At 65.5% G+C, this 21,609-nt stretch carries 21 protein-coding genes; 7 read left to right on the top strand and 14 right to left on the bottom strand.

The genetic code is table 11. From position 1 onward, the window contains the following. Nucleotides 1-25 precede the first annotated feature (25 nt). Nucleotides 26-1,720, bottom strand: a complete 1,695-nt coding sequence (locus U4Y91_RS00220; RefSeq protein WP_321802418.1) for an NfrA family protein — start codon at nt 1,718-1,720, stop codon at nt 26-28. Next, complete coding sequence (locus tag U4Y91_RS00225; protein ID WP_321802421.1) at nt 1,717-3,675, bottom strand: glycosyl transferase family protein; 1,959 nt, start codon at nt 3,673-3,675, stop codon at nt 1,717-1,719. The genes U4Y91_RS00220 and U4Y91_RS00225 overlap by 4 nt, the downstream gene beginning before the upstream one ends. A gap of 963 nt (nt 3,676-4,638) precedes the next feature. On the opposite strand from U4Y91_RS00225, the gene U4Y91_RS00230 reads away from it, so the two are divergent. The 3 genes from U4Y91_RS00230 to U4Y91_RS00240 all read left to right on the top strand — a co-directional run bounded on the left by U4Y91_RS00230 (nt 4,639) and on the right by U4Y91_RS00240 (nt 7,644). Continuing rightward, complete coding sequence (locus tag U4Y91_RS00230) at nt 4,639-4,935, top strand: hypothetical protein (protein WP_321802423.1); 297 nt, start codon at nt 4,639-4,641, stop codon at nt 4,933-4,935. Nucleotides 4,936-4,947: 12 nt separating this feature from the next. Further along, complete coding sequence (locus U4Y91_RS00235; RefSeq protein WP_321802425.1) at nt 4,948-6,591, top strand: DUF2334 domain-containing protein; 1,644 nt, start codon at nt 4,948-4,950, stop codon at nt 6,589-6,591. Nucleotides 6,592-6,696: 105 nt separating this feature from the next. Next, nucleotides 6,697-7,644 carry a hypothetical protein gene (locus U4Y91_RS00240; protein ID WP_321802427.1) on the top strand — a complete coding sequence of 316 codons (948 nt, stop codon included), beginning with the start codon at nt 6,697-6,699 and terminating at the stop codon, nt 7,642-7,644. 204 nt (nt 7,645-7,848) lie between these two features. Here U4Y91_RS00240 and U4Y91_RS00245 read toward each other — a convergent pair whose 3' ends face one another. Next, nucleotides 7,849-8,511 (bottom strand): glutathione S-transferase family protein, encoded by a 663-nt coding sequence (locus tag U4Y91_RS00245; RefSeq protein WP_321802428.1) that lies wholly within the window; start codon nt 8,509-8,511, stop codon nt 7,849-7,851. Between the two features lie 321 nt (nt 8,512-8,832). Here U4Y91_RS00245 and U4Y91_RS00250 point away from each other — a divergent pair, with 321 nt between their 5' ends. Further along, nucleotides 8,833-10,191, top strand: a complete 1,359-nt coding sequence (locus U4Y91_RS00250) for a polyhydroxyalkanoate depolymerase (protein ID WP_321802430.1) — start codon at nt 8,833-8,835, stop codon at nt 10,189-10,191. Between the two features lie 123 nt (nt 10,192-10,314). Here the strand turns inward: U4Y91_RS00250 and U4Y91_RS00255 are convergent, their stop codons facing one another. From U4Y91_RS00255 to U4Y91_RS00285, 7 genes are all read right to left on the bottom strand, one after another. Further along, a complete protein-coding gene (locus tag U4Y91_RS00255; RefSeq protein WP_321802432.1) occupies nt 10,315-10,782 on the bottom strand; it encodes a hypothetical protein in 468 nt (155 codons plus the stop codon). A gap of 68 nt (nt 10,783-10,850) precedes the next feature. Continuing rightward, entirely contained in the window at nt 10,851-10,988 is a 138-nt protein-coding gene (locus U4Y91_RS00260; RefSeq protein WP_321802433.1) for an HHHH-motif protein, read from the bottom strand. A 295-nt stretch (nt 10,989-11,283) separates the two neighbouring features. Further along, nucleotides 11,284-11,718 (bottom strand): cupin domain-containing protein, encoded by a 435-nt coding sequence (locus tag U4Y91_RS00265; RefSeq protein ID WP_321802434.1) that lies wholly within the window; start codon nt 11,716-11,718, stop codon nt 11,284-11,286. A gap of 70 nt (nt 11,719-11,788) precedes the next feature. After that, nucleotides 11,789-12,556 carry an ABC transporter ATP-binding protein gene (locus U4Y91_RS00270; RefSeq protein WP_321802435.1) on the bottom strand — a complete coding sequence of 256 codons (768 nt, stop codon included), beginning with the start codon at nt 12,554-12,556 and terminating at the stop codon, nt 11,789-11,791. A gap of 24 nt (nt 12,557-12,580) precedes the next feature. Continuing rightward, nucleotides 12,581-13,294, bottom strand: coding sequence for an ABC transporter permease (locus U4Y91_RS00275; RefSeq protein ID WP_321802436.1), 714 nt, complete (start codon nt 13,292-13,294; stop codon nt 12,581-12,583). After that, the gene (locus U4Y91_RS00280) at nt 13,291-13,980 is read right to left on the bottom strand and encodes an ABC transporter permease (protein ID WP_044848077.1); all 690 of its coding nucleotides are present in this window, start codon (nt 13,978-13,980) and stop codon (nt 13,291-13,293) included. The genes U4Y91_RS00275 and U4Y91_RS00280 overlap by 4 nt, the downstream gene beginning before the upstream one ends. 174 nt (nt 13,981-14,154) lie before the next feature. Continuing rightward, on the bottom strand, nt 14,155-14,928 hold the full coding sequence (locus U4Y91_RS00285; RefSeq protein ID WP_321802437.1) for an ABC transporter substrate-binding protein: 774 nt from the start codon (nt 14,926-14,928) through the stop codon (nt 14,155-14,157). A gap of 494 nt (nt 14,929-15,422) precedes the next feature. Here U4Y91_RS00285 and hutC point away from each other — a divergent pair, with 494 nt between their 5' ends. Then, the gene (hutC, locus tag U4Y91_RS00290) at nt 15,423-16,118 is read left to right on the top strand and encodes a histidine utilization repressor (protein WP_321802438.1); all 696 of its coding nucleotides are present in this window, start codon (nt 15,423-15,425) and stop codon (nt 16,116-16,118) included. Nucleotides 16,119-16,134: 16 nt separating this feature from the next. Here hutC and U4Y91_RS00295 read toward each other — a convergent pair whose 3' ends face one another. Further along, entirely contained in the window at nt 16,135-17,376 is a 1,242-nt protein-coding gene (locus U4Y91_RS00295) for a glycosyltransferase (protein WP_321802439.1), read from the bottom strand. 95 nt (nt 17,377-17,471) lie between these two features. On the opposite strand from U4Y91_RS00295, the gene U4Y91_RS00300 reads away from it, so the two are divergent. After that, nucleotides 17,472-18,092 (top strand): TetR/AcrR family transcriptional regulator, encoded by a 621-nt coding sequence (locus U4Y91_RS00300; protein ID WP_321802441.1) that lies wholly within the window; start codon nt 17,472-17,474, stop codon nt 18,090-18,092. A 379-nt stretch (nt 18,093-18,471) separates the two neighbouring features. Next, nucleotides 18,472-18,825 carry a hypothetical protein gene (locus U4Y91_RS00305; RefSeq protein WP_257770793.1) on the top strand — a complete coding sequence of 118 codons (354 nt, stop codon included), beginning with the start codon at nt 18,472-18,474 and terminating at the stop codon, nt 18,823-18,825. Nucleotides 18,826-18,876: 51 nt separating this feature from the next. Here the strand turns inward: U4Y91_RS00305 and U4Y91_RS00310 are convergent, their stop codons facing one another. The 3 genes from U4Y91_RS00310 to U4Y91_RS00320 all read right to left on the bottom strand — a co-directional run bounded on the left by U4Y91_RS00310 (nt 18,877) and on the right by U4Y91_RS00320 (nt 21,254). Then, nucleotides 18,877-19,719, bottom strand: a complete 843-nt coding sequence (locus U4Y91_RS00310) for an alpha/beta hydrolase (protein WP_321802442.1) — start codon at nt 19,717-19,719, stop codon at nt 18,877-18,879. Between the two features lie 123 nt (nt 19,720-19,842). Continuing rightward, nucleotides 19,843-20,760, bottom strand: a complete 918-nt coding sequence (locus U4Y91_RS00315) for a LysR family transcriptional regulator (protein ID WP_321802443.1) — start codon at nt 20,758-20,760, stop codon at nt 19,843-19,845. Between the two features lie 248 nt (nt 20,761-21,008). Further along, entirely contained in the window at nt 21,009-21,254 is a 246-nt protein-coding gene (locus U4Y91_RS00320) for a DUF3717 domain-containing protein (protein ID WP_006761486.1), read from the bottom strand. Nucleotides 21,255-21,609 lie beyond the last annotated feature (355 nt).

Genomic DNA, 21,609 nt, shown 5'->3' on the forward strand with positions numbered 1-21,609 from the left:
GTCGCCTAATCGTCAGCGCAGTCGCTCAGAACCACAATGTCGCGCGTACCACGAGACCACGTGCGCGTGCCGCTGACGTCAACCCAAACCGGTATTGCACCGTCACGTCGAGATAGCTTGCCGGCGCGCTATACCTGCCTTCGCGAAACCAGTACCTGAACTGGACCCCTGGCCCCGCACCGATTGCCGTCTTGTCCGGCTGACGGTTGTCGTGATCGCCCGCCACCGCGGCGTGCGGGTAGACGGTCAGCCGGTCGCTGAGCATCGGCAAGCGCCACGTGTGCCCGTAACGCAACTCCGAATAGATGATGTAACGCCCGGCATTGATGAAGTACGCACCTTCTACATAGGCCTGCCAGCTGCGCCAGCTCGGTTCGGTGACCCGCAGGTCGGTGCCTGCCTCCGACGAGTAACCCAGGCGCATCAGCCAGTCCGTCATCGACAGGCTGCCAATATGGAACAATCGCTCGGCGGTCACCACCACGTTCTGGTCGGGTATCGGCTTGTAGCGCACGCCCACCGACCCCTGCACGGTCGGCATGCCGGTCACGTTGCCCGTGCCGTCATAGGCCGTGCCGTATCCGCGCACGAAGAACTGGAGAATGCGGCCGTTCCGATAGCCGATCTTTGGCGGCTGCCAATACGCCTCGACACCCGGCTGGAGCACGCTGATCGTGCCTTGCGGGCCGAATGCGGCCGACTGGTATGGCGCGCTCAGCACGAAACCCCAGGTGCGCTCGAGTTGTTCGACTTCCCGCCGATAGCCGAACTTGCGCTGCGCGTCGAACGCATGTTCGTTTTCGTCGGCGTCGAGACTCTGCTCGAACATCTGGATGGACTGCTCGTTCAATCCGATCCGCTTGGCCGCATAGCCGGCGTCCGCGTAGTTCATCGCGTTGCCGGCGCCACCGGCGAAACCTTCCTGAAATGCGTCGAGCGCGTCGCGATCCTTGTGCTCGCGCAGGAGATCATAGGCGTGCTGCAAGGTCCGTTGCGCGGTATCGTCCACCGGTACCTCGGGCGGCTGATCGGCTTGCCGCGCCTGTGCCGCGATCGACGCGGCCATGCTCCGCTCGGCATCGGTCGATGCGTCGCCGGCCGCCAGCTCAGCCACGCGGAGCGCGCTGTCGTGGTCGCCCGCCTGCAAGCTCATCTGCGCGATACGCAACTGAATCACGGCCGATTTTTCATCGGCCAGCGGCGCCAGTGCGACGCCGGCCTCGTGCGGACGCTTCGCCGCGAGCGCACTGTCCGACCACGCGAGGCGCAAGTTGCGCTGCTGCTCCTTGCTCCAGTTTCCAGTCGCGACGGCCGCCGCGAAATTGCTGCACGCTACGTCGTAGCGCATCTGGCGCTGCGCCAGGTAGCCATGCTGCGCCAGTACCGCCGCGCTTTTCGGAAAACGAACGCTCAGCGATTCCAGCAGCGCGTCCGCTTCGTCGACTTTCCCTTCGCGCCGGTACACATCCACGAGCAACAGCCCGAGTTGTTCGCTTCCCGGTTGAATCTTGAGGGCGCGCAACGCATACGCTTCCGCGCGGGGCAGGTCGCCTGCGTTGATCGCCTTGTAGGCGCCATCGGCGAGCCGATAGGCTTTGGGATTGAGCTGCTGGGCGGCAGATGCCGGCGCCTGCCAGGCGAGCGACATGGCAATGGCCAGCGCGCTCAACCGTGCGCAGCGCTTGAGGCCAGCCGCGATCGGACGTGTCGAGCGCTTCATGCCTGTTCTCCCGACGGCTTTTTCACCGGCACTGCCTGCTGCGTCGCGTCGTCGCCGTCGCGCAGCCGCGCGATTTCGACGAAGCGCGAGTGCCGGCCGAGTTCGGCGGCGATCTCCGCATCGCAGGCAATGAAATAGGCAACGTTCGTCCGGGCGCCGCGCCTCACGACGTCCTGTTCGTCCTGCGTGAGCGGCCGCCCGATCGCGACGTTCAGCGTCCCGTCGGCGGCGGTCGAAAACGGGACGACACGATACGCGTACTGCAGCTCGAATGCCAGCGAGTCCGCGAAGTGGCCCACCGCGACGTTGCCCAGGCTCACCCGCGGCAGATCGGCCTGCTCGGCAATCGCATCCGCCAGCGATTCGGTGGACAACGCACTGCCTTCGAGCAATAGTTCACCCAGCCGCTTGCCGCATGTCAGTTGCCGCTCGAGGCCGTCCTCCAGTTGCGCCAGGGAAACCACGCCCCAGCCGACCAGGATCTCGCCGATCTTGCGGCGCGCTTTCCCGAGTTCTTCGTTGGACAGGTATGTGTGACTGGTCTTGTCCCACGCGATCGGCTTGCCGCTCACGAGGTGGCCGACATAGATGCGCCACGCGCGACTCACCGCGCAGAAATTGATCAGGTTGTTGACGAACATCCTCGGGATCGAGAGCAGCCCCTGGAGCGGGCCGTTCAGCTTGCTGACGAAGTAGAAGCGCTGTCCGGCACGGGCGAACAGCATGAGGGTGTTGACCCACAGCAGCGGCGTGACCCAGGCACCGGCCGTCACGAGATGAGCGCTGGCGGGAATGACGTGACCGGCTTTCTGAAGCGCGGAAAGCAACACGAAGTTGAGCAGCACGCCATAGGCGATCACCGAAAACAGCGACGTCACGATGCCCTTGCGATCGTGGAAGAACATGTAGCGGGTGAGGAAGTCGCCCTTCCAGCCGAGTTGCTCCCAGCCTTGAAACGCGATGCCGAGAATCCAGCGCGCGCGCTGCCGGTAGGCGGTGCGGAATGTCTTGGGAAAGTACTCGCGCGTGGCCAGCAGGTTTCGACCGGCGGCACCGTCCTTGGCGCGCTCGCCGCCGGCATCGCGCACGATGTCCGAAAGCGGCGTGCGGGCGAAGGTTTCCTTCATGCCGAGGTCTCTCAACCGGAAGCTGAAATCATAGTCCTCGGTCAGCGAACGCGTGTTGAACGGGCCGCCGTTGCGCTCCTTCATCGCTGCTTCGATCGAACGCCGGCTGTAGCACGATGCAACACCCGCGCCCGGGACGACCCCGGTCAAGCGTGCGCGCACCGGCACGTCCTTCTGGTGCGTTTCGCTGAAATCGTCGAGATAGCAGCCGGCGACGAACTCGTTCCATTTCCGGGGCAACGACAGCACGGGAAGCTGGACCAGATCGCTCTCCGCCACCGCATGGTTGAGGTACTTGAGTTCGACCGGATGAATGACATCTTCGCAGTCGTGCATGACGACGCCTGCGAACTGAATATGATGGACAGCTTCGTAACGCTGGATCGCTTCGAGAATCCAGTTGAGGCAATCCGCCTTGCAGGTCGGCCCGTCGTTCATGACCGTGGCTCGCGTCACCCTGCCCGGATACCGGCGGACCATCCGTTCGACTTCCGCCGTGGTTTCGGCGTCGTTGTGATAGGTGCCGACGAAGATGACATACCGCTCGTACTCGATGGTCGCCAGCGTGTTTTCGATCATCTTGGCGATCACGTCATACTCTTTCCACGCCGGCACCATGAGTGCCAGATGGCGCTCTTCCAGCGCGCGCAGCATGCCGATGTCGACGGTCTGCGATTTCTCGCGACGCAGTATGCGCCCGATTTCGAATGACCAGTAACAGCCATCCAGCGTCAGGTCATCCAGCGTGCTGATCAGGATGACGAGGGCGGTCACAATGGCGACAAGGTTGAGCGCATATAAATACGCACTCCATATCATATTATCCATTACCTTTCCGCGATTTTCGCTTGTCTGTATTTCTTCCCCTCGTACCAACGGAAGACGAAAGCGCCCCGTCCCCGTCGACCCCGTCACGTCCACTCCTGCGGCTAACGCCACATCCGTTCTCGTCGTTCTCAAAAGACTCGAGGCTGCCTGGAGCGCCGTTGATACGACCACGCAACATCACCAAAAATGCAACGTGTTCAGCGGATGACTTTTGACAGCCGGTTTCCCGCTTGCTTGCATCCGTCCCTGCGTGCGCCGGCGCTTGCAACCGCCCCCGGATCCAGCGCCTCGCAGTGCGCCCCATACACCGTCTTTTCAAAACACTGCGCTTCAAGCAAGTCGTGCGCCATCGTCCACCACCCTTGCGCCTTCCGGGTACCGGGCGTGTGCCGCGCACGATCGGCGAATCGAAACCGAGCCAAATGTTTCAGTGCTGAAACGTGCGGTCCGGCGTTCCGAATATGAGACGTTTGGCAGGTTCGCTACCCGCGCCCCCGATCGTCGCGACCGGAGCGCGTCACGCGATTCCGTCGATCCTGGACGGAAGGATCGACGTCGAAACCGAAAATCCGGTGCTCCGGTCGCCGTTGCATGGGTGCGCCGGCCGGCTCGGTTGCCGCGTTGCCGTGGGCGCAACGCAGCGCGCAACCGGTTTCACCTGAATCGCCCAAACAGGTGTTACGCGTTTGTCGAACCCAATTCCCGAAACCGGTCGCGTTGCATGCGTGAAACGTTTATCGAGACAATTTTGGACGGTCTCGACGCACCGATTTTGGCGTCCCGGCCCGGTGTTCATTTGCGGCGGATGGTACAGAACTAGCTTGAAAGCCAACTGTCCGGTTTCGTTTCATTAACCGGTATCAAGCGCAAAAAATAACGACATAACACCCGATTTCAAATCGGCAATGGGGCGTGCTCGTTTCGTTAACGAGAATCCAATTTTCATATCAAAGGATGAAAATCATGCCCTCGCATCGCAATCGATCTTTTCGAATCGGGTTGAGCACCGTTGGGCTACTCCTTGCATTGAGTCCCGCGCTCGTCATCACAAGCGCGGTTCAGCATGCGAGTGCGCAGCAGACGCACCACTCGTCCGGCGGCAAGATCACGCCCCCGCCATTGCCAAACGGTTCTGCCCACATCAACGTGAAACCCGGCATGTCCGAAGAGGATTGGGAAAAGGCGTACAAGGAGACCGGACGCCCCAAGTTCGACCTGAAGTCCGTCAAGAAAGCCAATGGCAACGTGGAACGTGACTAGGGAGAAACGGCCATGAAAAAGATCTTGATCGTCATCGCCCTGCTTGCCGGACTCGCGCAAATGACCTTGCCGGGCACGGCGCACGCGCAGGCCACCACTGCACATACGCTCGTGCTGTACGACAACCCGCCCAACGTCCCGTATTCGAAGCTCGGCCTGATGTACAGCATCATGTTGAGGAACCTGCTCGGCCACTTCAATACGACGGTCGACATGGTGCCGATACAGAACTACACGCCCGGGATGATCGGGAGCCACGACGCCACGTTCTATGTCGGCGATTACTACAACAATCCGATTCCGGCCGCTTTCATGAGCGACGTCATGACCGCCACGAAGACCGTGGTCTGGTTCAAGTACAACCTGTGGCAGCTCGCCTGGAACACCGCCTACACGTTCAACCAGACCTACGGGTTCAGTTTCCTCGGCCTGGCCGGCATGAGTGCGACGCCGTCGTCGAGCAATCCGAATCCCGGCTTCTACGACACGGTCACGTACAAGAACCTGTCGATGGTCAAGTACTACACGTATGACGCATCGACCGGCACCGTCAACGCGGACCCGGATGTCGGCCTGACCCAGGTGCTCGACACCACGAAGGCGCAGGTGCTCGTCACCATCAAGAACAGCCAGAGCGGCGCGACCACGCCTTATATCGTTCGCTCCGGCAAGCTCTGGTACTTCGCGGACATGCCGTTCTCGTACATCGGGCCGACAGACCGCTACCTGGTGATCTGCGACATCCTGCACGACATCCTGCAGACCAATGCACCGGTGAATCATCGTGCGCTCGTCCGCCTCGAGGATCTTGACCCATTCACGACGACGAGTTCGATGAAACAGCTGTCGGATTATATGTACTCGAAGAAGATCAAGTTCACGATGGCGACCATTCCGCTGTACACCGATCCGAACGGGTATTACAACGGCGGCGTGCCGCAGACGATTCACCTCGCGCAGGCGACGGGCCTCAAGAGCGGGTTGAACTACGCGCTCCTGCACGGCGGCTCGATCGTGATGCACGGCTACACCCACCAGTACAATTCGACACCGAATCTTCTGAACGCGGTCAGCGGCAGCGACTACGAGTTCTGGTATGCGGTGCAGAATCGTCCGGTCGACGAGGACTCCGTGCAATGGGCGAAAGGCAGAATGGCCGACGGATTGCTCGAGTTCACGCTCAATGGCTACAAGGTGGTCGGTTGGGCCGCGCCGCAGTACCAGGTGTCGCCGAAGGCTGCAACGGCCACCGCTCAGACGTTCCCGACCACGTTCCAGCGGGCCGTCTACTACACGGCGACCAATCCGCAAATCGGGACGGGCGCGCCCAACCAGGACTTTTCGGCCGGGCAGTTTTTCCCGTACATCATCAACTCCGATTACTACGGTCAACGAATCATTCCGGAGAACCTTGGCAGCCTTCAGTACAACATCTGCAATATCGACCCGTTCTCGTGCATCACGTACACGTGGCAGCAACTCGTCACCAACGCGCGATACGGTCTGGCGGTGCGAGACGGATTTGCATCGTTCTTCTTCCATCCGTTCTGGCTCGAACCCGAGCTCGGCTTGCCGGCGTTCCAGGACTTCCAGAGTCTCATAACCGGCATCACGAACCTCGGCTATACGTGGGCGGACGGCACGACGGCCAAGTGACGCGAGCCGGTGGAAGCCTCGTGCGACCCGCAGCAGCAAGGCGGGTCGCACGTTTGCGTGTGATCGGCTACGATGTCGCGCAGGAACGCTTCCGGGGAGGCCGCGATGATCACGTACGCCATCCCGGCCTTGCGCAGGATTCGACTGCGTCTGGGCCGGTTCCGGCACGCGCACGCGCCGGGTTCGTCCCGCGCGGCGATGCTCGCGGCCGTCGGTGCATCGCTCGCCGTGGCCGCGTGTAGCTGGACGGCGCATGACGTGCATGCCGACGGCATCGTCTGGCAGGTGGACAACGCGACGACGAATCCCGTCGGAAACTGGCAGATGCTCGGCGTGCACGATCTGTTGATCCAGTGGATTGTCGTCGACGATACCGCGTTCGTCGCCAACACCCGCATCCGTCCCGCGGCGCACCTGCCCGATTGGGAACGCATCGGTCGCGAGCCGTGGGCCAGAAACGTCATCCTGGGCCTGGCCGGCTATCAGGACGAAAAGCGTGCGCGCACCCATCTGTCGACACTCGCGGATCAATCCGCGGAGGTCGCGCGCATGCCGGTTCCGCTGCATGTCACCGGCTACTACTTCCCGGTCGAAATCGACCCGACCTGGCAGGACGCGCCGCAGCTTGCCGAAATCCTGAAGCGCTTGCCGCGTCCGCTTTGGGTGAGCGTCTACGACCAGACCAATATCGGCGGGAAGGCGCTGGCGGACTGGCTCGTGTCGTGGCTACCCCCGGACGTCGGCGTATTCTTCCAGGACGGCTGCGGCGTCTATGCGCGCGAACCCTACGTCGCGCGCACCTACGTCGACGAGTTGGCCTCGCGCCTCGGAAAGCAACGTGTGCGGGTAATCGCGGAGGCCTTCCGGCCCGCCGAGCATGGTGGATTCCGGGCGGCCAGCGCCGACGAATTGAGCAGGCAGCTGACAACCTACCGGGGCTATCAAGTCTATCTGTTCGATGGCCCGCACTATGTGTCGGACAACCTCACACGTGAACTCCTCAGCCGACCGGCCAAGCCAGCCGCGGCCGAGCCGGCCAAAACGAGTCCCTGATCCTGCTGCGCCGTGCTGCAATGCGGGGAGCGAGCGTCAGGGTGCCTGGCAGCAGGTAAACCACGCCCCGCGGAAACGGCGGGGCGCGATGCCCGACAGATGCTGCGCGGGCAATGCGCGAGCAGAACACGCGCGGCCGCATCGGCAATTCGTCTCGATGCACGTGCACGTCATCCGATTGAAAGCGCGAAGGGGCCTTGCAGGTCAGAACTCCATGTCGAGTTCGTCGATGTCTTCGTGCTCCGCCTTCGCGGCATCGATCCACTCCGCCACGAACGGATGCGCGAGCATGCGCATGCAGTACTCGGCGATATCGGGCTCGAGTTTCACGTCGTACGTCAGGAATCGCGTGACGACCGGCGCGTACATCGCATCGGCGATGCCGATCTGCTCGCCGAACAGCCAGGGGCCGCCGTACGCGGCCAGACACGCGCGCCAGATCGTCACGATGCGCTCGATGTCGTGCTGCGCACGCGACCAGATCCGGAAGCCGGGAAAATGCGCACGCAGGTTCATCGGCAGCGCGGAGCGCAGCGCACTGAAACCGGAATGCATCTCGCCGCAGATCGACCGGCAATGCGCGCGCGCACGCCGGTCGTCGGGCAGCAGCCGCGCCTGCGGCCGGATTTCGTTCAGGTATTCGGCGATCGCGAGCGTGTCCCATACCGTGCTGCCGTCGTGCATCAGGCACGGCACGAGAATCGACGGCGACAGCAGCAGCAGTTCCGCGCGCGATGCCGCATCGATCGGCACGCTGATCGTCTCGAACGCGAGCCCGCTCAGCTTCGCGAGCAGCCAGCCGCGCATCGACCACGACGAGTAATTGCGGCTGCTGATGGTCAACGTCGTCTGTCCGGTAACGTCCATGTCGCTCCCCTGCTGATTGCCGTTCGTACCCCTGCACCGAAATCACGCGCCGCGCCGTGCAAAGCGCACCATGCCGGTGCGGCACATTCGCCGAAGTGGCGCAGCGCGCTGCCCGGTGCAGCGGCACGGCCAGTACGCCGAGCCGCGGTGGCCGCGGCGGCGCATCGCGTTCGGTCGTCCGGCCGCACGCGCCGCATGCATCGCCGCATGAGTCGCCACACGCATCGCCGCGTTCGCAAACCGCGTGCAACGCGCGTGCCAGCCGCACGCTGGCACACGGCTTGCCTCGTTCGACGTAACGCGACGCAACGAACGATGGCCATGAACCTGCTTGCCTATCCCTTCTACCAATGGTCTGCCGAATGCCTGCGTCCGGCGCGCGCATGGGCGGCCGCCACCCGCGCGACGATGTCGCTGTGGCCGCCCGCCACGTCGACCCCGACGGGCCGCATGGTCGACGCGCTGTGCGAACTGCTCGAATGCTGCGCGTTCTCGCACCGGCGTCCGCCGTTCGGCATCGCGTCGACCGTCGTCGACGGCGACGCGGTGCCGATCGTCGAGGAAGCCGCGGCGGCCACGCCGTTCGGCACGCTGCTGCATTTCCGCAAGGCGCGGCCGGTGGCGCGCCAGCCGCGCGTGCTGATCGTCGCACCGATGTCCGGGCATTTCGCGACGCTGCTGCGCGGCACGGTCAGCACGATGCTGGCCGATCACGACGTGTACATCACCGACTGGCACAACCCGCGCGACATCCCGCTCGCGGCCGGCCGCTTCGGCTTCGACGAATACGTCGGGCACGTGATCGATTTCATTCGCCAGATCGGCCCGGATGCGCATGTGCTCGCGATCTGCCAGCCGACCGTCGCCGCGCTTTCGGCGGTCGCGCTGATGGCCGCCGCCGGCGATCCCGCCCAACCCGCGAGCCTGACGCTGATGGCGGGGCCGATCGACTGCCGCGTGAATCCGACGAAGGTCAACGCGCTCGCCACGAGCCGGCCGATCGAATGGTTCGCGCGCAACCTGATCAGCGTGGTACCGGCCGGCTTCGTCGGTGCGCAGCGTCGCGTGTATCCGGGCTTCGTGCAGGTCGGCGCGTTCATGTCGATGAATCCCGACCGCCATGCGGCGTCGTTTGCCGACCTGTACTACGAGCGCGCGAAAGGCGACCCCGCGAAGGCCGACACGCTGCGCCACTTCTACGACGAATACTTCGCGACGGCCGACCTCACCGCGGAGTTCTACCTGGAAACGGTCGAGAAAGTGTTCCAGCAATACGCGCTCGCGCGCGGCGAGCTGACGGTCGGCGACCGGCTGGTGGAACCGGCCGCGATCCACCGCACCGCGCTGTTGACGATCGAGGGGGAGAAGGACGACATCTGCGCCGTGGGCCAGACGGTAGCCGCGCAGGAGCTGTGTTCGGGATTGCCGCCCTACCTGAAAACGCACCACGTGCAGACGGGCGCGGGCCATTATGGCGTGTTCAACGGCGGCCGCTGGGAAACGCAGATCTACCCGATCGTGCGCGCGACGATCCACGACAACGAGCCGTACGATCGCACCGCCGCCACGGACGGCAGCGCGAGCGGCGCGCACTACGTGACGCTGCGGGCGTTGCTCGACGCGCGCGCGGCCGGTCGCGACGCGACGGCGGCCGCGACGCCATCCGATCACGTGCACTGATCCCGCGCGGGATGGCAACGATCGGCGCGGCACACCGGCGTTGCGCTTGAATCGCCCCGCCAGGATGGCGGGGCGCGATGCCGGGCAGTGCGCGAGCGGCACCGCTCGCGCGTTCCGCCGGTATTACGAACAGGCCTTGCCGTGCGACGCGTGGTAGCCCTTCGCCTTCGCATCGGCTTCCGACATGTAGCTGCCGTGCTTCGTCTTGCCGTAGTACTTGTCGGTCGAGCAGTGGTAGACCTTCGTGCCATCGTTGGCCCACACCTTGCCCGCGCCGCCGCCGGGCGCCGCCGCGGCGGTCGTCGCGGGCGCGCTCTTCGCCGGCGCGGCGCCGGATGCGGCGGAAGCGGAAGCCGCGCTCGCGGGGGCCGCGGCCGGCGCGCTCGCCGCGGCTGCCGACGATGCGCCATACCACGTCTTCACGCCCTTATGGCCGGCGCATGCGCCCTTCTTCGACGCGCCCGAGTAGAACGAGCCGTCCTTGCACAGCCCGGTCGTGCCGGCCGGCGCGCTGGCCGGAACCTGTGCGAACGCACCGATCGACACACCCATGCCCGCGACGAGCGCGGCGATCAACATCGTCTTTTTCATAGTCCTCTCCTGATTTGCCTGAATGGGAAAAACGTCCCGGCGCCCTGCCGGGAATACGGCGCCAAGGGTCAACGGACCCAGCGGCACACGTGGTGATGGTGGTGATCGAAATGGCACACGCGGTGCGAATGGGCTTCGGCCAGCGCCGGCACGAGGGCGGCACAGGCGACGGCCGTCACGGTCAGGATCTTCGCGATGCGGGTCATGGACATTCTCCTGGGTAGGCCAGCCGGTGGTCCGGCTGTTACGTCCTTAACGCCGGCCGCCGACGCGCCGTGCACCGCGCCTGCATCGAATTGACGATCTTTGACGCCGTGTAACGAAACATCACGCGAAGCTGACAAATTGCCGCCGGTCTTTTCGATTTCCTTACGCGACAAATGCTTCGGATGTCGAATGACCCAGGCAGGACCCGATGCCCGAACAGGATCCATAAAAAAAACCGCCCGAAGGCGGTCTGTCGTGGGCACGCGGATGCTTCGCATCCGATGCGACGAAGGGCTACGCGCCCGCGTCGCCCCACGGCGTCGGCGCAGGCACCTCGCATGGCCCTTCGACGTCGATCGACTTGAAATCGGCCGGCCCGACGATCTCCAGGTACTCCATGTCGGGCGAGTAGTCGAACAGGTAGTGCACGATTCCCGGCGCCTGGTGCACGCAGTCGCCGGCGCTCACCAGCGTCTCGCGATCGCCGTACATGAAGCGCGCCCAACCCTTCAGCATGAACACGATGTGGAACTCGGCCTCGTGACGGTGCCAGCCGGTGCCCGCCGCCGGTGCATGATTCGCCCTGACGAGTTGCGCGACGACCTTGCCGTTCGTCGCGGCCGCGATGCCGAGATCGCGATACAGGAAGAAGTCGCGCAGGCCTTCGCCTTGATATGCGGTGTCCTGCGGCTTCACGTGGGAAAACGCGGTAGGGGTCGGCGTGCTCATCGCGGTGCTCCTCGATTGAAAGAGTCGTCCGAAACAAGCATTTAGCGTTCCAGGCTGCGGCGGCCCCCGCTTACTTGAGCCGCCCCGACAGGAACTGCCCGAGCCGCTCGCTCTTCGGGTTCACGAGAATCTCCCGCGGATCGCCCTCTTCCTCGATCTTCCCCTGATGCAGGAAGATCACGTGGTTCGACACGTTGCGCGCGAAACCCATCTCGTGCGTGACGACGACCATCGTGCGGCCTTCCTCGGCGAGCTTCTGCATCACCTTCAGCACTTCGCCCACCAGTTCCGGGTCGAGCGCCGACGTCGGCTCGTCGAACAGCATCACTTCGGGCTCCATCGCGAGCGCACGCGCGATCGCGACACGCTGCTGCTGGCCGCCCGACAGGTGCGACGGATACATGCCTTCGACGCGCGGCGCGAGCCCGACCTTCTCCAGATACTTGCGTGCCCGCGCAACGGCTTCGTCACGGCCGATCCCCAGCACGGCCATCGGTGCCTCGATCACGTTCTCGAGCACCGTCATGTGCGACCACAGGTTGAAGTGCTGGAACACCATCGACAGCTTCGTGCGCATCCGCTGCAGCTGCTTCTGGTCGGCCACGCGCAGCGAGCCGTTACGGTCGCGCGCGGTCTGGATCGGCTCGCTGCCGATCGTGATCTGCCCCGAGCACGGCTGCTCGAGGAAGTTGATGCAGCGCAGGAACGTGCTCTTGCCGGAGCCGCTCGAGCCGATGATGCTGATCACGTCGCCGGCCTTCGCCTTCATCGATACGCCCTTCAACACCTCGTTGTCGCCGAACTTCTTGTGCAGGTTGTCAACGGTGAGCTTGTACATGCTTGGTCCTTCCTTGCGAATGCATTAGTGGCTGCGCGGCGAGAGGTACGCGAGCCAGCGCGTCTCGAGCTTGCGGAACGCCCAGATGAGCGTGAAAACGACGATGGCGTACAGCACGGCGGCGATGCCGTAGGCCTGGAACGACATGTACGTCGCGGAGTTGACGTCGCGCGTGACCTTCAGGATGTCGGGCACGGTCGCGGTGAACGCGAGCGTCGTCGCGTGCAGCATCAGGATCACTTCGTTGCTGTAGCTCGGCAGCGAACGGCGCAGCGCGGACGGCAGGATGATGCGCGTATAGAGCTTGAAGCGCGACATCCCGTAGGCCATCCCGGCCTCGATCTCGCCGGCCGACGTCGCCTTGATCGCACCCGCGAAGATCTCGGTCGCATACGCGCATTCGTTCAGCACGAACGCGAGCAGCGTACAGTTCATCGCGTTGCGGAAGAACGTGTCGAGCAGCACGTGGTTGTGCACGACCTGCAGGCTGTAGATGCCGGTGTAGCACATCAGCAGCTGCACGTAGAGCGGCGTGCCGCGGAACACGTACGTATAGAGCCACACGGGGCCCGAGATCCAGCGGTTCGACGACGCGCGCGCGATCGCGAGCGGCACGGCCAGCGCGAAGCCGAGCGCGATCGACACGACCAGCAGCCACAGCGTGATCGCGAGGCCGCTGAAGCGGTAGCCGTCGGTATAGAGATAGCTTTGCCAGTACTGGCTGACGAGTTCGATCACAGTGCAAGCCTCCGGACGCCGACGGAATAACGCTTCTCGAGGTGGTGCAGCACGACGTTCGACACCGTCGTGATCGCGAGGTAGATCGCGCCGGCCGCAAGCGTGAAGAAGAAGAAATCGAGCGTGCTCTTGCCGGCGTCCTGCGACGCCTTCACGACATCGGCGAGGCCGATGATCGACACCAGCGCGGTGGCCTTCACGAGCACCTGCCAGTTGTTGCCGATGCCCGGCAGCGCGAAGCGCATCATCTGCGGGAACAGGATGCGGTGGAACACGCGCCAGCCGCTCATCCCGTACGCGAAACCCGCTTCGAGCTGGCCGCGCGGCACCGCGAGGAATGCGCCGCGGAACGTCTCGGTGAAGTACGCGCCGTAGATGAAGCCGAGCGTCACGACGCCGGCCACGAACGGGTCGATGTCGATCTGGTCCCAGCCGAGCAGGTCGGTCGCGTCGTTCAGCAGGATCTGGATCCCGTAGAACAGCAGCAGCATCAGCACGAGATCGGGTACCGCGCGGATCAGCGTCGTATAGAACGTGCCGACCGACTTGAGCACGCGATTGGTCGAGAGTTTCGCTGCCGCGCCCGCGAGGCCCAGTATGAGCGACGCGGCAAGCGACAGCACCGCGAGCTTCACGGTCTCGACCGTGCCGGCCCACAACAGCGGGCCAAATCCTTGGAAGATCATATAAGGGATCCAGAACGATGTGGCTGGATTGTCAATAGCCATTAACCGCGCATCAAACGAGTTCTGCGCACTACCTGATGCCGTCTGCTCATCAAGCCAGGGGCATCACGCGAAGCGGGCGGCGCGCGCCAACCGACGTGGCGCGCGCCACGGCCGGTGCACGCCGCGAAGGCGTCAGCCGCCGTAGACGTCGAATGCGAAGTACTTCTTCTCGAGCTTCCTGTACGTGCCGTCCTTGATCATGTCGGCGATCGCATGGTCGATCTTCGCCTTCAAGTCGGCGTCGTCCTTGCGCAGGCCGATGCCGGCGCCGTTGCCGAGCGTCTTCGGATCGTCGATGTTCTTGCCGGCGAATTCGAAGCTCGCGCCGCGCGGCGTCTTCAGGAAGCCGAGGTCGGCCTGCACCGCATCCTGCAGCGCGGCGTCGAGGCGGCCGGACATCAGGTCCTGGTACACGCCGTCCTGGTTCTGGTAAGGCACGACCTGCACGCCCTTCGGCGCCCAGTAGGCCTTCGCGTAGGTTTCCTGGATCGTGCCCTGCTCGACGCCGACCGACTTGCCCTTCAGCGAGTCGGCCGTCGGCTGCAGGTTCGCGCCCTTCTTCGCGACGAGGCGCGTCGGCGTGTTGAACAGCTTGTCGGAGAACGCGATCTGCTCGGCACGCGCCGGCGTCATCGACATCGACGACAGCACGCCGTCGAACTTCTTCGCCTTCAGCGCCGGGATCATCCCGTCGAAGTCGTTCTCGATCCACACGCACTTCGCCTTCAGTCGCGCACAGATCTCGTTGCCGAGATCGACATCGAAGCCGACGACCTTGCCGCTTGCATCCTTCGATTCGAACGGCGGATAGCTGGCGTCGACGCCGAACCGGATCGTCGACCAATCCTTGGCGTGGGCACCGACCGCGAGGCAGGCAAGGGCAATACTGAGCGCGAGTTTCTTCATGGCGTTCCTGTCATAGGCGAACTGGGCACGGGTCCCGTCGGGCGTCGCCGCCGCGAACCCTTCCAACCGGAACGCCATCCGTCAGGCGACGCCCCAAGTTGTACATACAACTTTGCCTTTTTCAGGTCACTGCCAGCAATCCGTGTTTATCTCTAATTGTCGGCGGATTGTTTACGTGGGCGAATTTTCCTTATATTTCAATTCGCTACACATTACATACAGCTGAACCCGTTCTTTCGGTTCGGCTTCGGCGCATCGTCGCCGCGCATGTATTTGTCTATACTTTTCGTTTGCCGCGCGCGCCGGCGCGGCGGCGGCGGTCCGTACGGCCCCTGCGGGCCCTTGGCCGGCGCGCCGGATGCGGGCCGGAATAACCCGAATCCCGGGCCCACAGTCGGGCCCGCGCGGCGTCGAACCCGGTACACTCCGCCCGGACACCGCACGAAGGCCCGCGCGCGACGGCACGCGGCCGCCGTCTCTCGAACAGCAATGCAATGACCACACCGATCTATCAGGAAATCAAGGACTTCATCCTCGCGCGCATTCATGCCGGCGAGTGGGCGGAAGGCGACCAGGTGCCGTCGGAAAACGAGCTCGCGCGCGAATTCAACGTCGCGCGGATGACGGTCAACCGCGCGCTGCGCGAGCTGACGGCCGAGCAGGTGCTCACGCGCACGCGCGGCTCGGGCACGTATGTCGCGTCGCCGAAATACGAATCGACGCTGGTGGCGATCCGCAGCATCTCAGACGAAGTCGCTGCGCGCGGCCATGGGTATCGCGCGCAGGTGCTGGAGGTCGGCGCGGCCATCGCCGACGCGAAGCTCGCCGACGAGCTGCGGCTCGACGCCGGCAGCCCGATCTTCCATTCACGCGTGCTGCACTTCGAGAACGACACGCCGGTGCAGCTCGAGGAACGCTGGGTCAATCCGGCCTGCGCGCCCGAATACGCACTGCAGGACTTCACGACGACGACGCCGAACCAGTACCTCACGCGCGTCGCGCCGCTGCAGCGGGTCGAATACCGGATCGAGGCCGCGATGCCCGATGCGGAAACGCGCCGCCACCTGACGATGGACGAGCGCGAACCCTGCCTGCTGCTGCATCGGCGCACGTGGTCGCAGGGGATGGTCGCGTCGGTGGCCAATCTGTGGCATCCGGGCAGCCGCTACCGGTTCACCGGGCATTTCTGACGCGGCGCCGGCGCGTTCACCGCATGCCGGGCCGCCCCCAGCGCTCGATCGCGCCGACCGCCCGCCGCACCCCGTCCTCCCGCGCGATCCGCGCTCCGAGTTCGGCGGCGCGCGCTTGCGTGTCGGCACGCGCCGCGAACGCGATCGCGCGTGCGAGCGCGGCGGCGTCGATGCGCCGGCCCGACACCGGCGCATCGGCTACACCGAGCCGTTGCAGCCGGTTCGCCCAGAAGCACTGATCGCCCGCGAATGGCACGACGACCGACGGAATGCCCGCCCGCGCGGCCGAATGCGTGGTACCCGATCCGCCGTGGTGGATCGCCATCGATACATGCGGAAACAACCGGTCGTGCGGCGTCTCGCCGATCACGCACACGTGCGCCGGCAGCATCGACGCATCGATGCCGCTCCAGCCCGGATGGAACAGCGCGCGCCGGCCGTCGAGCGCCTGCAGCAGCGCGCCGACCATCGCGGCGCGATCGAACCCGGCCATGCTGCCGAAGCCGATGTACACGGGCGGATCGCCCGCGCCGAGAAAGGTCGACAGCGCGGGCGGCGGCGTCCACGCCGGCGCGTCGACGTGCCACTGACCGCAGGCCTGCACGTGCGACGGCCAGTCGGCCGGATCGGACAGCAGCACGGGCGACACGCCGTACAGCATCGGATGATCGGCCCAGACGTGCCGGCGCGGCGGCAGGCCGCACACGCTGGCGCGCGCTGCATTGGTCGCGTGCCTGAACGCGTGCCACAGCAGCGTGTTCACGAGCCGGTGGCTCGCGCGATTGAGCCAGCGCGGCACCTTGCCGGGCGGCAGGAACGGCGACGCGAATGCCGCGGTCGGCGTGATCGGAATCATCCCCGTGCCGATCGCCGGCACGCCGCGATACTCGGCGACCGACAGCCCGACGAACGACGCCAGCCCCGACACCAGGATCGCATCGCAACCGGCCGACGCGGCCGCGACTTCGCGCATCCATGCCGCCGTGTTCGCATTCGCGATCGCCGCGAGCGCCTTCGACGTGTCGTTGAAGCCGCCGCGCCCGCGCACCGCGTCGGACAACGCGCCATCCGGCGCGATCGCCGCGCGGATATCGCCGGACAACGGCGCGCACGGCACACCGAGCGCGGCGGCCGAACCGAGCGTCGCGGCGTCGGCCAGCAACCGGACCTCATGGCCGGCATCCAGCAGCGCACGGCCGAGCGCCGCGAGCGGACGCGTGTCGCCTTCGGTGCCGTAAGTGACGATGACAAGCTTCATGCGTGAACTCCCCCTGCACGATGCAGGCGAGTGGATTCATAAAAATGCACGTCGTATACTAATGCAATTCGTGCACTTTCATTCGATACCGAACCATGCCGACGACGACCGACGCTCCGGGCCGCCGCGCACGCAAGCGCATCCAGATGCTCGCGCATCTCGCCGACACTGGCGCCCGCCTGTTCGATGCGCACGGCTACGATGCCGTGACGATGGAGCAGATCGCCGCACGGGCCGATGTCGCGAAACGAACGCTGTACAACCACTTTCCGACGAAGGAAGCCGTGCTCGCGCACTGGCTCGAAGGCGAACTCGCGCGCGACCTCGCGCACCTGCAGCGCGACGTCGCGCGACGGAAGACCTTCGCGTCGCGGATCGCCTGCGTGCTCGACGCGTCGGCCGCGTGGTGCGAGCAGCACCCGGTGTACCTGCTCGCCTACCTGCGGCATCGGTTCCTGAGCATCGGCATGACGGAAGCGGAAAGCGGGAAGGACGACGGCGGCGACATCGCGCTCGTGTGGCAGCAGCTGATCGCGGCCGGGCAGCAGGCGGGCGAACTGAACCCGGCGCTGGCGGTCGACCAGCTCGCCACGTGGTTCCATCATCTGTATCTCGCGGCGATGCTGCGCTGGCTGACCGTGCCGGGGTTGTCGCTGAAGCGGGAATTCCGGTCGGTCGCGAAGCTGTTCGTCGAAGGCGCGCAAGCGAAAGGCTGAGCGGCCGCCCAAGTGACGCTCGGGCAGGAAGGTGCGCGCGCATCGAACGTGCACGGCGCGCCGACGCAATTCACGCGCACGCCGGGCGCGCTGCGCGCTGGCCTGCGACCTGGAACCCCATCCGGAATGGCTGCTGCCCGGCAACGCGGGCGACACGCAACCGGCCGACGCGTCGCGCTCCGCGAGCGAAGACCGCTGAACGCTTCGCGCGATGCGCCGGGATTTTTACAACGCATGCACGCACGGGATGCCAAATCTTCCGCGCAGCAGTATGCTGGTGTCGTACGGCCCCGCACGATGCCTCGGGCAATCCCTTAGTCCGCACGTCGTCGCGCCGCCGTCGCGACCGCAATCATGCGTTTGCAAGGAGGGCTTCGTGATGGCTACCACGCATCAGCACTTCCACCTCGAACTACGGCACGCCACGGCGCCGACGTATTTCATCAGCTACCTGTTTCCCGCCTTGCTGTTCGTCTACGAACTGCTGCGCATCGGCCAATGGATCCGCGATCACGGGATGCAATTCGCCGCGTTCAAGCAGATGGGTTACGAGTACCTGCTGATGCTGCTGTTCGTCGGGCTGCAGATCGTCGTCGAGGCGATCTTCCTGCTCGGTGCCGCGATGCGCCGCGACAATCGCGACTTCGAACACCGGTTGCCGAACGTGGTCCTCGGCATCGGCTGCTCGATCGCGATTCTCGCGCTCGATCTCGCGATCCAGCTGTCGTTCTGAGCGCCGGCGGGTTCGGCCCGCCGGTCGCATCGCGCGCCGGCGCCCGGCCGTTCAGCCGAGCGCGCCGCGCAGGAACGTCGCCACGGCCGCGAGCACGTCGCCGGTCCGCTCGCGATGCGGCATGTGTCCGCATCCGTCGAGCAGCAGGAACGACGACGGCCCCGCGACGCGCGCGGCGAGCCGCTTCGGATGCACGTCCGACCCGTATTCGTCCTGCTCGCCGTGAATCGCGAGCGTCGCACAGCGCACGCGCGGCAGCTCGTCGTCGAGACTCCAGTCGCGAAACGCCGGCGACAGCCACGTGCCGACCCACGCATGCAGCACCCATTCGGCCTTGTCGCCGTGATAGCGCACGAGCCGCTCGAGCTGGCCGGGCGCGTCGAACTGCTGCCCCGCCTCGCGAATGCCGTCGAGCGTGCGATCCTCGACGAACGCCTGCGCGGCGACCGTCACCAGCGCGCGGCAACGCGCGGGATACGCGGCCGCGCATCCGACCGCCATGCCGCCGCCGACGCTGTGCCCGAACGCCACGAACGCATCGATGCCGAACCGCTCGAGCAGCGCGTGGAAGCCATGATCGGCCTCGTCGCGCACGAACGTCGTGCCGAGTTGTCCCGGATGGCGGTCGGACCGGCCGAAGCCCAGCCGGTCGTATGCAATCACGTCGCGTTGCGTGGCGCGCGCGAGTTGGGCGGGGAAGTCGCGCCAAAGTTCGACACAGCCGAGCGAATCGTGCAGCAGCACGATCGGCGCGGCCTGCATAGGGGCGGCCGGAATAGGCGCAGCCGGCCCGGTCGCGGCCGTCGCCTGCGCAGGCACACCGCGCCAGCGCTTCGCGAAGAGACGCCCTTGCGGCGTCTCGACCCAGGTCTCCTCGGTCACGATGTCAGTCATGTGCATGTCGTCGTCTGCATGAAGGCTGCATGAAGGCGGCCGCACGCGGGCGGACCGCAGAATGCCGACGATGGTGGCCCGCCGACGCGCGCGGCGTCAAGCGAGCCCCCACCGCCCGCGCGCTCATTCGGGCTGCGGCGGCAGATACTCCATCTGCGACTCGTCATACAGCCGGTAGATCAGCGCCTGCATCGCGCGGATGTCCTCCGATTCGTCGAGCATCCGCATGCTCATGATGATCGGCGACACGAGGTTCGGATCGTCGAGCGGCTTGTAGCTGATGTCGTCGCGCTTCAGGCCGTACACGCTGTGCGGCACGACCGACACGCCCTCGCCCATCGCGACGAGCCCGAGCGCGATCTGCAGTTCGCGTGTCTCGTAGATCTTGCGCGGTTGCAGCGCGCGATCGTGGAATGCCGCGAGCACCTGGTCCGCATAGCTCGGCCGCGGCGCCTTCGGGAAGATGATCAGCGTGTCGTTCACGAGATCGTGCAGCGACAGCACGGGCTTCGCGCCGTCGAGCACGTGACCGACCGGCAGCGCGACGATCATCCGCTCCTCGCGCAGCACGACGCGTCGCACGCTCGGGTCCTCGTGACGGATGCGCCCGAAGCCGACGTCGATGCGCCCTTCCTTCAGCGCCTTGATCTGGTCCATCGTCGACATCTCGTGCAGGCTCAGCTCGACGGCCGGATACTCGCTGCGAAAGCGCCGGATGATCTTCGGCAGCATCCCGTACAGCGTCGAGCCGACGAACCCGACCGACATGCTGCGCTCGATCTTGCCGACCCGCTTCGTCATCGATTCGAGCTCGGTCGTCTGCGCGAGCAGCTGCACCGCGTGCGAATAGAAGAACCGTCCCGCGTCGGTCAGCTTCAGCGGCCGCGCGCTGCGCTCGAACAGCGGCACGCCGAGCGCCTCCTCGAGCTGCTGGATCTGCCGGCTGAGCGGCGGCTGCGCGATGTGCAGGCGCTCGGCCGCGCGCGTGAAATTCCGCTCCTCGGCAACCGCGACGAAGTAGCGGAGGTGTCTCAACTCCATGTTCGAACCCTCCCGGACAGGCCACGGACGTTCATTCGGCCCCGCGCGGACACGTGCCGCGCCGGTCGTCCCGTGAGCGCCTGCTCCCGATGCCATGACGATACCTCAGCCCGCGCCGATACCGGCGCGAGCAGCGCCGCGCCCGCCCTCGCGGGCGGCACCGCGCAAAGCCGCAAAGCAAAACGGGAAGCCGCCAGGCTTCCCGTTGCTTCATCGACGCCGCGTCGCGGCAGCGTCCCGACCGCGTGTCATGCCTCGGTCGCGTACAGCGCATCGCGCTGCGCGTCGCTCAGCGAGTCGAGCGGCACGTCCGGCAGCCGATAGCAGATCATCGCGCCGTACAGCTCGGCCAGACAGTTGCTGCCGGCGTCGAGCGCGTAGCCGTCCTCGCCGTCCGGCGCCGGCGGATACACTTCGCGCCACGCGTTGATCGCGGCTTCGATTCGCACGATGGAAACGGGTCCGGCCTTCCGCTCGGCGGGTGATGCGCTCATGGATTCCTCTGGATTGCGCGCTCCGCGGGCCGGGCCGGCCGCGGCGGAACGATGGAAACGCCGGGCGCCGCCGGCCGCCGCAACAGGCGCGCGCCGGATGCCCGATCCGCGCCGCGCTCGTCGCGCCGGCCGGGCCATGGCCCGGTAGGGTCGGGAAATATAACCGGCTTTGACCCCGTGCAGCGCAAAGCCGACAAAAAAAGCGGGTTCGGCGCCGGCTGGAACGGTATCGGGAACGACGCACGCGTCGGCTATTGACGTCGGCGGCACACCGCGTCGCCCCGGACGTCCCAACGAAAAACGGGAAGCCCGCGGGCTTCCCGTTTTCAACGCGCACCACGCGGCCGGTGGCCGC

Source organism: Burkholderia sp. BCC1993, from assembly GCF_905339865.1.
GTDB lineage: Bacteria > Pseudomonadota > Gammaproteobacteria > Burkholderiales > Burkholderiaceae > Burkholderia.

What these genes read in the sequence shown, in the direction of transcription:
- U4Y91_RS00245 (WP_321802428.1), bottom strand. Translation starts at nt 8,511, where the DNA reads ATGGACGTTACCGGACAGACGACGTTGACCATCAGCAGCCGCAATTAC.
- U4Y91_RS00255 (WP_321802432.1), bottom strand. Translation starts at nt 10,782, where the DNA reads ATGAAAAAGACGATGTTGATCGCCGCGCTCGTCGCGGGCATGGGTGTG.
- U4Y91_RS00235 (WP_321802425.1), top strand. Translation starts at nt 4,948, where the DNA reads ATGAAAAAGATCTTGATCGTCATCGCCCTGCTTGCCGGACTCGCGCAA.
- U4Y91_RS00305 (WP_257770793.1), top strand. Translation starts at nt 18,472, where the DNA reads ATGGCTACCACGCATCAGCACTTCCACCTCGAACTACGGCACGCCACG.
- U4Y91_RS00270 (WP_321802435.1), bottom strand. Translation starts at nt 12,556, where the DNA reads ATGTACAAGCTCACCGTTGACAACCTGCACAAGAAGTTCGGCGACAAC.
- U4Y91_RS00220 (WP_321802418.1), bottom strand. Translation starts at nt 1,720, where the DNA reads ATGAAGCGCTCGACACGTCCGATCGCGGCTGGCCTCAAGCGCTGCGCA.
- U4Y91_RS00230 (WP_321802423.1), top strand. Translation starts at nt 4,639, where the DNA reads ATGCCCTCGCATCGCAATCGATCTTTTCGAATCGGGTTGAGCACCGTT.
- U4Y91_RS00260 (WP_321802433.1), bottom strand. Translation starts at nt 10,988, where the DNA reads ATGACCCGCATCGCGAAGATCCTGACCGTGACGGCCGTCGCCTGTGCC.
- U4Y91_RS00315 (WP_321802443.1), bottom strand. Translation starts at nt 20,760, where the DNA reads ATGGAGTTGAGACACCTCCGCTACTTCGTCGCGGTTGCCGAGGAGCGG.
- U4Y91_RS00225 (WP_321802421.1), bottom strand. Translation starts at nt 3,675, where the DNA reads ATGGATAATATGATATGGAGTGCGTATTTATATGCGCTCAACCTTGTC.
- U4Y91_RS00320 (WP_006761486.1), bottom strand. Translation starts at nt 21,254, where the DNA reads ATGAGCGCATCACCCGCCGAGCGGAAGGCCGGACCCGTTTCCATCGTG.
- U4Y91_RS00285 (WP_321802437.1), bottom strand. Translation starts at nt 14,928, where the DNA reads ATGAAGAAACTCGCGCTCAGTATTGCCCTTGCCTGCCTCGCGGTCGGT.
- hutC (WP_321802438.1), top strand. Translation starts at nt 15,423, where the DNA reads ATGACCACACCGATCTATCAGGAAATCAAGGACTTCATCCTCGCGCGC.
- U4Y91_RS00295 (WP_321802439.1), bottom strand. Translation starts at nt 17,376, where the DNA reads ATGAAGCTTGTCATCGTCACTTACGGCACCGAAGGCGACACGCGTCCG.
- U4Y91_RS00250 (WP_321802430.1), top strand. Translation starts at nt 8,833, where the DNA reads ATGAACCTGCTTGCCTATCCCTTCTACCAATGGTCTGCCGAATGCCTG.
- U4Y91_RS00265 (WP_321802434.1), bottom strand. Translation starts at nt 11,718, where the DNA reads ATGAGCACGCCGACCCCTACCGCGTTTTCCCACGTGAAGCCGCAGGAC.
- U4Y91_RS00310 (WP_321802442.1), bottom strand. Translation starts at nt 19,719, where the DNA reads ATGACTGACATCGTGACCGAGGAGACCTGGGTCGAGACGCCGCAAGGG.
- U4Y91_RS00280 (WP_044848077.1), bottom strand. Translation starts at nt 13,980, where the DNA reads ATGATCTTCCAAGGATTTGGCCCGCTGTTGTGGGCCGGCACGGTCGAG.
- U4Y91_RS00300 (WP_321802441.1), top strand. Translation starts at nt 17,472, where the DNA reads ATGCCGACGACGACCGACGCTCCGGGCCGCCGCGCACGCAAGCGCATC.
- U4Y91_RS00240 (WP_321802427.1), top strand. Translation starts at nt 6,697, where the DNA reads ATGATCACGTACGCCATCCCGGCCTTGCGCAGGATTCGACTGCGTCTG.